At 59.7% G+C, this 12815-nt stretch carries 10 protein-coding genes; all 10 read left to right on the forward strand.

All coding sequences use genetic code 11. The annotated features are described in order from the left end of the window. The first annotated feature begins 56 nt into the window (after positions 1-56). Positions 57-2705, forward strand: a complete 2649-nt coding sequence (locus tag NYR50_RS19530) for a molybdopterin-dependent oxidoreductase (protein ID WP_418137942.1) — start codon at positions 57-59, stop codon at positions 2703-2705. Next, positions 2677-4143 carry a siroheme synthase CysG gene (cysG, locus tag NYR50_RS19535; RefSeq protein WP_418137943.1) on the forward strand — a complete coding sequence of 489 codons (1467 nt, stop codon included), beginning with the start codon at positions 2677-2679 and terminating at the stop codon, positions 4141-4143. The genes NYR50_RS19530 and cysG overlap by 29 nt, the downstream gene beginning before the upstream one ends. Positions 4144-4282: 139 nt before the next feature. After that, on the forward strand, positions 4283-5056 hold the full coding sequence (locus tag NYR50_RS19540) for a DeoR/GlpR family DNA-binding transcription regulator (RefSeq protein WP_418137944.1): 774 nt from the start codon (positions 4283-4285) through the stop codon (positions 5054-5056). A gap of 107 nt (positions 5057-5163) precedes the next feature. Further along, positions 5164-6687, forward strand: a complete 1524-nt coding sequence (locus NYR50_RS19545) for a glycerol-3-phosphate dehydrogenase (protein ID WP_418137945.1) — start codon at positions 5164-5166, stop codon at positions 6685-6687. Between the two features lie 37 nt (positions 6688-6724). Beyond that, positions 6725-7795: an ABC transporter ATP-binding protein gene (locus tag NYR50_RS19550; RefSeq protein WP_418137946.1), complete on the forward strand. Its 1071-nt coding sequence runs from the start codon at positions 6725-6727 to the stop codon at positions 7793-7795. A gap of 13 nt (positions 7796-7808) precedes the next feature. Then, the gene (locus NYR50_RS19555) at positions 7809-8879 is read left to right on the forward strand and encodes an ABC transporter ATP-binding protein (protein WP_418137947.1); all 1071 of its coding nucleotides are present in this window, start codon (positions 7809-7811) and stop codon (positions 8877-8879) included. A gap of 2 nt (positions 8880-8881) precedes the next feature. Continuing rightward, on the forward strand, positions 8882-9748 hold the full coding sequence (locus NYR50_RS19560; RefSeq protein ID WP_418137948.1) for a carbohydrate ABC transporter permease: 867 nt from the start codon (positions 8882-8884) through the stop codon (positions 9746-9748). A 3-nt stretch (positions 9749-9751) separates the two neighbouring features. After that, a complete protein-coding gene (locus NYR50_RS19565; protein WP_418137949.1) occupies positions 9752-10675 on the forward strand; it encodes a carbohydrate ABC transporter permease in 924 nt (307 codons plus the stop codon). Between the two features lie 2 nt (positions 10676-10677). Further along, complete coding sequence (locus tag NYR50_RS19570; protein WP_418137950.1) at positions 10678-10971, forward strand: DUF2160 domain-containing protein; 294 nt, start codon at positions 10678-10680, stop codon at positions 10969-10971. A gap of 74 nt (positions 10972-11045) precedes the next feature. Continuing rightward, positions 11046-12767, forward strand: coding sequence for an extracellular solute-binding protein (locus NYR50_RS19575; RefSeq protein WP_418137951.1), 1722 nt, complete (start codon positions 11046-11048; stop codon positions 12765-12767). Positions 12768-12815 lie beyond the last annotated feature (48 nt).

The raw sequence follows: 12815 nt of genomic DNA on the forward strand, positions 1-12815 counted from the left end.
GCAGGACAGAGGGGGTAAACGCCACGCCCCGAGAGGGCAAATAAGAAGGCAAACCCATGCCCGCTGAAACCAAAACCACCTGCCCCTATTGCGGCGTCGGCTGCGGCGTCATCGCCACCGTCAATGATTCCGGCGTCGTTTCCGTCAAGGGCGACCCGGACCACCCCGCCAATTTCGGTCGGCTATGCTCCAAGGGTTCGGCTCTCGCCGAAACCATCGACCTCGAAGGACGTCTGCTTCACCCCGAGATTAATGGCAAACGGGCGGCATGGGACGAGGCGCTCGATCTCGTCGCTTCCCGTTTTTCCGAAATCATTGCCGAGCACGGCCCGGATTCGGTCGCCTTTTACGTTTCCGGCCAGTTGCTGACGGAAGATTATTACCTGGCGAACAAGCTGATGAAGGGTTTCATCGGCTCGGCCAATATCGACACCAATTCAAGGCTCTGCATGTCGTCCTCCGTCGCCGGTCACCGCCGCGCCTTCGGCGCGGATACGGTGCCGGGAACCTACGAGGATATGGAGCTTGCCGATCTGGTGATCCTCAGCGGTTCCAATCTCGCCTGGTGTCATCCTGTTCTTTATCAAAGGCTGGCGGCGGCGAAGGCGGCGCGGCCGAGGATGAAGGTCGTCGTCATCGATCCGCGCCGGACGATGAGCGCTGATATTGCCGATATGCACCTTGCGATCCGCCCGGATGGAGATGTGGCGCTGTTTACCGGCCTGCTGGCGCATCTTTTCGCCGGCAGCGCAATAGACCGCGGTTACGTTGAAAACCATACGGCCGGTTTCGAGGCCGCCACGCAGGCCGCAAGTGAGCATAGCCTGCCGGAAATTGCCGAGGCCACCGGCCTGACCATCGCCGAACTGATTTCCTTTTATGAATTGTTCGAGCGCACGGAAAAAACCGTCACCTGTTACAGTCAGGGCGTCAACCAGTCTGAAAGCGGCACCGACAAGGTCAACGCCATCATCAATTGCCACCTCGCCACCGGCCGCATCGGCCGGCCGGGCATGGGGCCGTTTTCGCTAACCGGTCAGCCGAACGCCATGGGCGGGCGCGAGGTTGGCGGGCTGGCAAACATGCTGGCCGCCCATATGTCCATCGAAAATGCTAAAGATCGCGACCGCGTGCAGCGCTTCTGGGCCTCGCCCGCCATCGCGCAGAAACCCGGCCTCAAGGCGGTGGATATGTTCCGGGCGGTGGCTGATGGCCGCATCAAGGCGCTGTGGATCATGGCCACAAACCCAGTCGTCTCCATGCCGGATGCCGGTGTCGTCGAGGCAGCGATCAAGGCCTGTCCTTTCGTCGTCGTTTCCGATGTCATGGCTAATACAGACACGGCCCGCCATGCTCATGTTCTTCTGCCATCGCTTGGCTGGGGCGAAAAGGACGGCACGGTTACCAATTCCGAACGACGCATTTCCCGTCAGCGCAGCTTTCTCGATGCACCCGGCGAAGCGAAAGCCGACTGGTGGCAGATGGCGGAAGTAGCCCGGCGCATGGGCTTCGACGCTGCTTTTGCTTACCAGCAGCCCTCGGAGATTTTTGCAGAACACGCGGCCCTTTCGGGTTTCGAGAATGCGGGCCGTCGGGATTTTGATATCGGCGGAATCGAACGCGATTCCTACGAGACGATGGCACCCGTCCAGTGGCCGAAAGCCGGGGCCGGCGAGGCCGAGGTGACGCGCTTTTTTGCAAATGGCCGGTTTTATCATGCCGATGGCAAGGCACGCTTCATCGCCACCGCCCTGCCGGAGACGGACAGAACATCGGCGGACTATCCGCTGACGCTGAATACCGGCCGCATTCGCGATCAATGGCACACGATGACCCGCACCGGCAAAAGCGCGCGCCTCACCGCCCATATTGCCGAACCTTTCGCAGAGCTTCACCCGCGCGACGCACAGGCACTAGGAATAGAAAGCGCCGATCTGGTGGAACTGGAAAGCCCGCACGGCAAGGTACTGCTGCGGGCCCTGATCAGTGAAAGGCAGGCGCGCGGGTCGGTTTTCGCGCCGATGCACTGGAACGATCAGTTCGCCTCGCGGGCGCGGATCGACGTCGTTGTCGCGCCGGTCACGGACCCGCATTCCGGCCAGCCCGCTTCGAAAAACGTGGGCGTGAGGGCAAGGCGCTTCGAGGCGAGCGCCTATGGTTTCGCCATCTGCCGCAGCCGGCCGGATGCGCCGGATTGCGCCTATTGGGCCATCGCCAAGGCCGAGGGCGGCTATCGCATGGAGCTTGCCTTCGCGGAAGCGCCTAAAGACTGGACGCTCTGGGCGCGGCGGGTCTTCGGCATCGATGTCCGGATCGAGCCGCTGGGCTATAGCGACCGGCAGACGGCTGATCTGCGCCTTGGCTTTTTCGACGGCGATACGCTGCTTGCAGCGCTGTTCATCGCGCGGGAGCCGGTGGCGGTCGCCCGCAACTGGGCGATATTGCAGCTTTCCGAACGGCATGAGGATTTGCGCATGCGTTTTGCGCTGGTCGCCGGTCGTCCGGGGGCCGGGCGGGCCGATCCGGGCGCCACGGTCTGCTCTTGCTTTAATGTCGGGGTGAACCAGATCACCGCTGCCATTCGTGATGGTTGCCACAGCGTCGAAGCCATCGGCAAGACGCTGAACGCCGGAACCAATTGCGGCTCCTGCCGCGCCGAAATCAGGGGAATCATCGATGGATGCCTTAAAACCGCAGCGGAATGAACCGGCCCGCATGGAAAAGCTTGCCAAATTGCCGGTCTTCTGGGGGCTCGAGGGTAAGCGCGTCGTTCTGGCAGGCGGGTCGGACGGAGCCGCCTGGAAGGCGGAACTGCTGTTGGCCTGCGGGGCGCAACTTGATCTTTATTGCGAGGAAAGCGGGCTTTCGGAAAGCCTCGCGACGCTCGTCGCAAAAAGCCCGATGCTGACATGGTATGACCGTTGCTGGGATGCAGATATTTTCAAAGGGGCGGAACTGGCGCTGGCAGATTGCGAAGCTGAAGAGGAAGCCGGAAGATTTTATCATGCCGCGCGCGCAGCAGGCGTGCCGGTCAATGTCATCGACAAGCCTGAATTCTGCCAGTTCCAGTTCGGCTCCATCGTCAATCGCTCGCCGGTGGTGGTGTCGATCTCCACCGATGGCGCCGCGCCCATTCTGGCGCAGGCCATCCGCCGGCGCGTCGAGACATTGCTGCCGCTTTCGCTGAAGGATTGGGGCGTGCTTGCCCAGGCGATCCGCGAGCGTGTTAATCTGCGGCTTGCGCCTGGCGCGCCGCGGCGGTCTTTCTGGGAAAAATTCGTCGACCGGGCTTTTACCGAAAGACTGGACGAGGGTAGCGAAGAACGGCTGCTGAAAGATGTAGCGACGCGGACGGGGCTGGCAGAATCGGGACGCGGACTTGTGACGCTCGTGGGCGCGGGACCGGGTGATGCCGAGCTTTTGACCCTGAAAGCAGTGCGTGCCCTGCAGGCGGCCGATGTCATCCTGTTTGATGATCTCGTCTCGGCAGACGTGCTGGAATTGGCGCGGCGGGAGGCCAAGCGCATGCTGGTCGGAAAGCGCGGCGGACGGGAAAGCTGCAAACAGGAACACATCAACGAAATGATGATCCGCTTCGCCAAGGCCGGCAAACGGGTGGTACGGCTGAAATCCGGTGATCCGATGATTTTTGGACGCGCCGGCGAGGAGATCGCGGCGCTGGAAGCCGAAAATATCCCGGTCGAGGTCGTGCCCGGCATCACCGCCGCAAGCGCCATGGCCTCACGCCTCGGCGTTTCCCTGACCCATCGCGACCATGCCCAGTCGGTCCGGTTCGTCACCGGACATTCGCGGCAGGGAAAGCTGCCGGAAAATATCGACTGGCAATCCCTGTCGAATTCTTCGGTGACCACCGTGTTTTATATGGGCGGGCGAACCGCCGCGGACATCCAGTCTTGCCTGCTCGCCCACGGCATGCCCGCGTCGACCCCCGTGGTGGTGATGATTTCCGTCAGCCGGGTGAATGAACAACGCTGGTGCGGTTCGCTCGCGCAACTGGCTGCGGCAGTCGAGAGGTTGGGCGTGAACGAACCCGTGCTGATCGGTGTCGGGGATGCGTTCCGTTCCGCTTCGGTCAACCGTGGAGAGCAGACCGCTGCTGCGCCTTTTCAAAAAGCCGGCTAATTAGCTTTTTGATCGGACCCATGCATTCTTCAAGCAAATCAGCAAAGTGGTTGCCATCGCCGCTATAACCTTCCCTTGACATTGGTTTTTCGTTCGCTCTTCAATAAAACGAAAAAATTGGAAGAGGAGGGAGGCTGGAATGCTGCTCACACCGCGTCAGGATGAAATCGTTACGCTGGCGAAAGCGAACGGCCGGGTGCTGGTCGACGAACTGGCGGCGCGGTTTTCGGTGACCCCCCAGACGATCCGCAAAGACCTGAACGATCTCTGCGATACGCGGGTGCTGACCCGCATTCATGGCGGCGCGCTTTTTCCGAGCGGCAATGAAAACGTCAAATACGAGGCGCGGCGGGCGATTGCTTCTGTCGAAAAACAGGCGATCGGGGCCGCCGCCGCTGCCCTCATCCCCAATAATTCGTCGCTTTTCATCAATATCGGCACGACCACCGAAGCGGTGGGTGAAGCGCTGGCGGATCATCATGAATTGATGGTGATCACCAATAATATAAACGTCGCCAACAGGTTAAGGGTGTTCCCGGGCATCGAGGTGGTGATTGCCGGCGGCGTGGTGCGTGGTTCCGATGGCGGTATCGTCGGTGAGGCGGCGGTGGATTTCATCCGTCAATTCAAGGTCGATTTCGCCGTCATCGGTGTTTCGGCGATCGATGAGGACGGGGCTCTGCTGGACTTCGACTTCCGCGAGGTCAAGGTGGCGCAAGCGATCATCTCTAACGCACGCCATGTCATTCTGGTGTCGGATTCACTGAAATTCGAACGCACCGCCCCGGTGCGCATCGGCCATCTTTCGCAGGTTCACACCTTCATCACCGATCATTGTCCGGTTGATTCCATCCGCAGCATCTGTGCCGATCATGATGTCCGGCTGATCGAAACCGAGGCCCGTAACGCCTGATTGAGCGGTGGCGGAATTTCGTTTGACATTCGTTTTGTCTTCGAATTAGATGGCCGTGCTTTCAATATATCGATGGGGAGAGCGTCGATGAAAGCGCGGGAGGGTGCATGTCTGACGAGGCAATTCACGATATTTTCGTGATCGGCGGCGGTATCAATGGCTGCGGTATTGCGCGCGACGCCGTCGGCAGAGGCTATTCCGTCGCACTTGCGGAAATGAACGATTTCGCCTCCGGTACATCATCCGCCGCCACCAAGCTCATCCATGGCGGTTTGCGGTATCTCGAACATTATGAATTTCGTCTGGTGCGCGAAGCCTTGATGGAACGCGAGGTGCTGTGGGCCATGGCGCCGCACATCATTTGGCCCATGCGGTTCGTGCTGCCGTTCCAGAAGGGCGGGGTGCGCCCGGCCTGGCTCGTGCGTCTCGGGCTTTTCCTTTACGATCATCTCGGCGGCCGCAAGCTTTTGCCGGCCACCCGCTCGCTCGACCTGCGCCGCGATCCCGCCGGAAAACCGCTGAAGCCGATTTTTGCCCGCGCCTTCGAATATTCCGATGGCTGGGTGGATGATGCCCGTCTGGTGGTGTTGAACGCCCGCGATGCGGCCGATCGTGGCGCCCTGATCCTTAACCGCACGCAGGTGGTTTCCGCGCGGCGGGAAGGCGCCTTCTGGCGGGTCGAAACGAAAAATGCCGCCGGCGAAAGCAAGACCTACCGGGCGCGCATGCTGGTAAATGCCGCCGGCCCTTGGGTCGACAAGGTTCTGGCTGCGACATTCGGCAAGAACAATGTCCACAATGTCCGCCTCGTGCAGGGCAGCCACATCATCGTGCGCAAGAAGTTCGCCGATCCGCGCGCTTATTTTTTCCAGAATCCGGACGGTCGCATCATCTTCGCCATTCCCTATGAGCAGGATTTTACCCTGATCGGCACGACGGATCGCGACTATACCGCCGATCCCCGGGCTGTTAAGATCAGCGATGAGGAAATCAGCTATCTCTGCAATGCCGCGAGTGAATATTTCGCCGAACAGGTAAAGCCCGCCGATATCGTCTGGACCTATTCCGGCGTGCGGCCGCTTTTTGATGACGGCGCATCGAAAGCACAGGAAGCGACCCGCGACTATGTGCTGAAAACCGAAGGGGCGGAAGGCGAAGCGCCGCTCCTCAATATCTTCGGCGGCAAGCTCACCACCTATCGGCGGCTTGCCGAACATGCTCTTGAAAAAATCGGCGATGCGCTGGGTGAAAAGGGTGCGCCGTGGACGGCGGGTTCGCATTTGCCGGGCGGAAATTTCGGTGCCGAGGCCTATGCGGAAGAGGTCAAGGCCTTACGGTCGCGCTATCCCTTCCTCGATGAGCGTCATGCCGAGCGGCTCGTTCGTTGTTATGGAACGGATGCGATGGCGATAATCGGCTCCGCTGCGGATACGACGGCGTTGGGCCGGCATTTCGGCGGCACGCTTTACGAGCCCGAGGTTCGGTGGCTAATGGCGCGGGAGTGGGCGCTGACGGCGGAAGATATTCTGTGGCGCCGCACCAAACAGGGGCTTTTCCTGACGCCTGAAGAGGTGTTTGGGCTGACGGCTTATATCGATGACATTGCAGGTGAACGCTTGAAGGCAATCTGACGATCCGATCAAAAAGCGGAGGAGGCTTTGGATCACCATGCTTGAATTGCGAAACGTCTCGAAGATGGTGGGTGGTGACTATCATATTCACCCGACCGATCTGACGTTGCAGCGCGGAAGCCTGAACGTCCTGCTTGGACCGACGCTTTCGGGCAAGACGACGCTGATGCGGCTGATGGCCGGGCTGGACAAGCCGAGCGGCGGCTCGATCCTTTTCAACGGCGAGGATGTGACCGGCTGGCCGGTGCAGAAGCGCAACGTCGCCATGGTCTACCAGCAATTCATCAATTATCCGGCGCTTTCCGTTTATGAGAACATCGCTTCGCCGATGCGGGTCGCCGGCAAGGACCAGTCGACCATCGACCGGGAGGTGAAGAAGGCGGCCGAGCTTCTGAGGCTGACGCCCTATCTCGACCGCACACCGCTCAATCTTTCCGGCGGCCAGCAGCAGCGCACGGCGCTTGCCCGCGCCATCGTCAAGAACGCCAATCTGGTACTGCTCGATGAGCCACTCGCCAATCTCGATTACAAGCTGCGTGAGGAACTGCGCGAGGAGCTGCCACGCATCTTCGCCGAGTCCGGCGCGATCTTCGTTTATGCCACGACGGAACCTTCAGAGGCGCTGCTTCTAGGTGGTAATACGGCGACGCTCAACGAAGGAAGGGTTACGCAGTTCAACCGCACGATCGAGGTTTACCGGCAGCCGGTGGATATCGTGACCGCGGAAATCTTTGCCGATCCGCCGCTCAACACCCTCGAGGTCATCAAGACGGGTAACGCTTTCACGCGCGCCGACAAGGCGGTGGTTGCGGTGCCGGCGCATCTTGCCGCCGTGCCGGATGGACCTCTGACCATTGCCTTCCAGCCGCATCATCTTTTCCCCTATGCGAAAGGTGAGGCGCGGCAATCCATCCGGGCGCGGACGCTGATTTCGGAAATCGCGGGATCGGAAAGTTTCGTGCATGTGGAATTTTCCGGCCGGCGCTGGGTCATGCTGGCACATGGTATCCACGACATCGAACCCGACAGGGATATCGAGCTGTTTCTTGATACAAAACACCTGATGGCCTTTGACGCGAATGGTCGCGCCATCGGCAAAGCGGCCTGAGGGGAGATCGGTCATGGCACGCATCACGCTCGATCATATCCGCCACGCCTATAACGCCAAGGCGCAGGCTGCCGGCGATTATGCGCTGAAAGAAGTGCATCACGAATGGGAGGATGGCGGCGCCTATGCGCTGCTCGGCCCCTCCGGCTGCGGCAAGACCACGCTGCTCAACATCATTTCCGGCCTGCTGCGCCCCTCCGAAGGCCGCATCGCCTTTGATGGAACCGACGTGACAGATTTCGCCACCGAGGACCGAAATATCGCTCAGGTGTTCCAGTTCCCGGTCGTTTACGACACGATGACGGTTTACGACAATCTCGCCTTTCCGCTGCGAAACCGGCAGGTGCCGGAGGCCGAAGTGGATCGTCGGGTGCGGGAAATTCTCGAAATGACCGATCTTTCCGGCATGGCCAAACGCCATGCCCGCGGATTGACGGCAGACCAGAAGCAGAAGATTTCGCTGGCGCGCGGTCTTGTGCGCTCCGACGTCAACGCCATTCTCTTCGACGAGCCGCTGACGGTTATCGACCCGCATATGAAATGGGTGCTGCGCTCGCAGCTGAAGCGCCTGCACCGCCAGTCCGGTTTTACCATGGTCTATGTCACGCATGACCAGACCGAGGCACTGACCTTCGCCGACAAGGTGGTGGTCATGTATGACGGGCAGATCGTTCAGATCGGCACGCCCGCCGAGCTTTTCGAGCGGCCGGGACACACATTCGTCGGTTATTTCATCGGTTCGCCGGGCATGAATGTGCTGCCCGCCAACATCGAGGGGACGACGGCTGTGGTCGGCGGTCTTGGTGTACCGCTGGCAGGTGCGCCGAAACTTGATTTGGGTCAGCGCATAGAGATCGGCATCCGCCCGGAATTCATCCGGCTGGAGCGCGGCGGCATGCCGATCAGCATCGACAAGGTTGAGGATATCGGCCGGCAGAAGATCGTCCGTGCCCGGTTTGCCGGCCAGAAGCTGGCGATCGTTGTTGCCGAAGACGAGGAAATTCCGGCGGAAGCGGGTGTCCGTTTCGACCCGGCTGCGGTCGGCGTTTTCGCCGATTCCTGGCGCGTGAAGATGGGAGCCTGACCATGGAAAAAAGCTGGAATAACAAGGCGTGGTTCATGGTGCTGCCGGTGCTGGTGCTGGTCGCCTTTTCCGCCGTCATTCCGCTGATGACCGTCGTGAATTATTCGGTGCAGGACACCTTCGGCAACAACCAGTTCTTCTGGGCAGGAACACAGTGGTTTCAGGAAATTCTGGCATCGGACCGCTTCTGGAACGCTCTGGGGCGCAATCTGGTCTTTTCCGGCATCATCCTGGCAATCGAAATTCCGCTCGGCATCTTCATCGCACTCAAAATGCCGAAATCCGGCATCGGCGTGCCGGTCTGCCTCGTGACGATGGCGCTGCCGCTTCTGGTGCCGTGGAATGTCGTCGGCACCATCTGGCAGGTGTTCGGCCGCAGCGATATCGGGCTGCTCGGTTATTATGCCAATCAGCTCGGGCTTGATTATAACTATGTCAACGATCCCGTCGATGCGTGGATTACGGTCGTCATCATGGATGTCTGGCATTGGACGAGCCTTGTCGTGCTCCTGTGCTACGCCAGCCTCGTTTCCATTCCGGATGCCTATTATCAGGCGGCACGGATCGACGGCGCGTCGCGTTTTGCAGTGTTCCGCTATATCCAGCTGCCGAAGATGAAGCGGGTGCTGCTCATCGCCTTCCTGCTGCGTTTCATGGACAGTTTCATGATCTATACCGAGCCCTTCGTCGTCACCGGCGGCGGCCCGGGTAACTCCACTACTTTCCTGTCCATCGATCTCGTGAAGATGGCGCTCGGCCAGTTCGACCTCGGCCCGGCGGCGGCCATGTCGCTGATCTACTTCCTCATCATCCTGCTGTTGTCTTGGGTGTTCTACACCGTGATGACCAGCCACGACGCGGAGACCTGAGACATGAGCGCCTCCAATGTCACCACCGGCGTGGAACGGAATGGCTTCGGCACTGGCTCAGCGAACGTTGCGGCGTCGGCACGGCCCAGCTTTGCCGGAACAGCACGGTCACGCCGCCACCATGGGCCATCCAGGTTTTCCTGGCTGGTGCCGACGATCTACATCATCCTTCTGCTGGTGCCGATCTATTGGCTTATCAATATGAGCTTCAAGACGAATGCGGAAATCGTTTCGTCGATGACGCTTTATCCGCACCAGCCGACATTGCAGAACTACCGGACGATCTTCACCGATTCCTCCTGGTATTCGGGCTATATCAATTCGATCATCTATGTCGTCATGAACATGGTGATTTCCGTCGCGGCCGCGCTTCCGGCAGCCTATGCCTTCTCGCGTTACCGTTTCCTGGGCGACAAACATCTGTTCTTCTGGCTCTTGACCAACCGCATGGCGCCGCCGGCCGTCTTCGCATTGCCGTTCTTCCAGCTCTATTCGGCGTTCGGGCTGATCGACACGCATATCGCGGTCGCGCTGGCGCATTGCCTGTTCAACGTGCCGCTGGCGGTGTGGATCCTTGAAGGTTTCATGTCCGGCGTGCCGAAGGAAATCGACGAAACAGCCTATATTGACGGTTATTCCTTCCCGAAATTCTTCGTGAAGATTTTCATGCCGCTCATCGCCTCCGGCATCGGTGTCGCCTGCTTCTTCAGCTTCATGTTCTCATGGGTCGAGCTTCTGATCGCCCGCACGCTGACGACGACGGACGCAAAGCCTATTGCCGCGACGATGACACGCACCGTTTCCGCCGCCGGCATGGACTGGGGTCTGCTTGCCGCTGCCGGTGTGCTGACGCTAATACCGGGTGCGCTGGTGATCTGGTTCGTGCGCAATTACATCGCCAAGGGCTTTGCGCTGGGGAGGGTTTGACCATGATGAAGATGCCCGATTTTACCTGGATGGCATGGACTTGGGCTACGGCGGCCTTTTTCGCTGCCATTGCTGTGCTGCTGGTCGGCATGTGGGTCTGGGAACGTCTCTCGCCTGGCGGCAATCCCCGCTTCGGCCTGTTGCGCTTCGAAACGACGCGCGGTGACAGGCTGTTCATTTCGCTGCTCGGCAGCGCCTTCATTCATCTCGCATGGCTCGGGCTGGTCGGCCCGAACCTGTGGTGGGCTCTCGCTCTATCCTTGGTCTACGCCATCGGCGTTTTCCGTTTTGTCTAGAGCAGGAAAAAGGTGCGGCGGAGGAAAACCGCACCCGCAGACTTCATGCAATCGCAACCCTTGGGAGGACTGATATGCGACGGCATCTGATGACGACGACGGCAGCCATGCTGCTGGCAATGACAGGCTCCGCTTTCGCCGGAATGGAGGAGGCAAAGCAGTTTCTGGACAAGGAAATCGGCGACATGTCGTCGCTTTCCCGTGCGGAGCAGGAAAAGGAACTGCAATGGTTTGTCGATGCGGCAAAACCCTTTTCGGGCATGGAAATCAAGGTGGTTTCCGAATCCCTGACCACGCATGAATATGAATCCAAGGTTCTGGCTCCGGCCTTTACCGCCATTACCGGCATCAAGGTCACGCATGACATCATCCAGGAAGGTGACGTCGTCGAAAAGATCCAGACCCAGATGCAGACCGGCCAGAACCTCTACGACGGCTGGGTCAATGACAGCGACCTTATCGGCACCCATTGGCGTTACCAGCAGGTGCGCAACCTGACGGACTTCATGGCCAATGAAGGCAAGGACGTCACCAATCCCGGTCTCGACCTGAAGGACTTCATCGGCAGCGCCTTTACCACTGCGCCGGACAAGAAGCTCTACCAGCTTCCCGACCAGCAATTCGCAAACCTTTACTGGTTCCGTTACGACTGGTTTAACGACGACAAGAACAAGGCCGATTTCAAAGCCAAATACGGCTACGACCTCCGTGTTCCCGTCAACTGGTCGGCTTATGAAGATATTGCCGAATTCTTCACCGGCCGCGATGTCGGCGGCAAGAAGGTCTTCGGCCATATGGACTACGGCAAGAAGGACCCGTCGCTCGGCTGGCGCTTCACCGATGCCTGGCTTTCCATGGCCGGCAACGGCGACAAGGGTCTGCCAAACGGCCTGCCGGTCGACGAATGGGGCATCAAGGTCAATGACAAATCGCAGCCGGTCGGCTCATGCGTCGCGCGCGGCGGCGATACCAATGGTCCCGCTTCGGTCTATTCCATTGAGAAATATCTCGAATGGCTGAAGAAATACGCGCCGCCGGAAGCACAGGGCATGACCTTCTCCGAGTCAGGTCCGGTGCCGGCGCAGGGCAACGTCGCCCAGCAGATATTCTGGTACACGGCCTTCACTGCCGATATGGCCAAGCCGGGCTTGCCTGTCGTGAACGAGGACGGTTCGCCGAAATGGCGCGTCGCACCTTCCCCGCATGGCGTCTACTGGAAGGACGGCATGAAGCTCGGTTATCAGGATGTGGGTTCGTGGACACTGATGAAATCCACCCCCGACGACCGCGCCAAGGCCGCATGGCTTTATGCGCAGTTCGTGACTTCCAAGACAGTGGATGTGAAGAAGAGCCACGTCGGTCTCACCTTCATTCGTGACACCACCATCCATCACAAGAGCTTCACGGACCGGGCTTCCAAGCTCGGTGGTTTGATCGAGTTCTACCGTTCGCCGGCCCGCGTACAATGGTCACCGACCGGCACCAACGTTCCTGATTATCCGAAGCTGGCACAGCTATGGTGGCAGGCAATCGGCGATGCGTCGTCGGGTGCCAAAACCGCTCAGGCTGCAATGGACTCACTCTGCGCCGAGCAGGAAAAGGTCATGGCCCGTATCGAGCGCGCCGGTGTGCAGGGCGATATCGGCCCGAAACTGGCGGAAGAACATGATATCGACTACTGGAACAAGGACGCCGTTTCGAAGGGCAATCTGGCACCACAGCTGAAGATCGCCAACGAAAAGGAAAAGCCGGTCACCGTCAATTACGACGAACTGGTCAAAAGTTGGCAGAAGTAATTTCTGCATCAAATCTGAACAAACCGGGGCGGCTTTGCCGCCCCGTCA

Source organism: Agrobacterium sp. El2ro-1b (genome assembly GCF_048298475.1).
Taxonomy (GTDB): Bacteria; Pseudomonadota; Alphaproteobacteria; order Rhizobiales; family Rhizobiaceae; genus Agrobacterium; species Agrobacterium fabrum.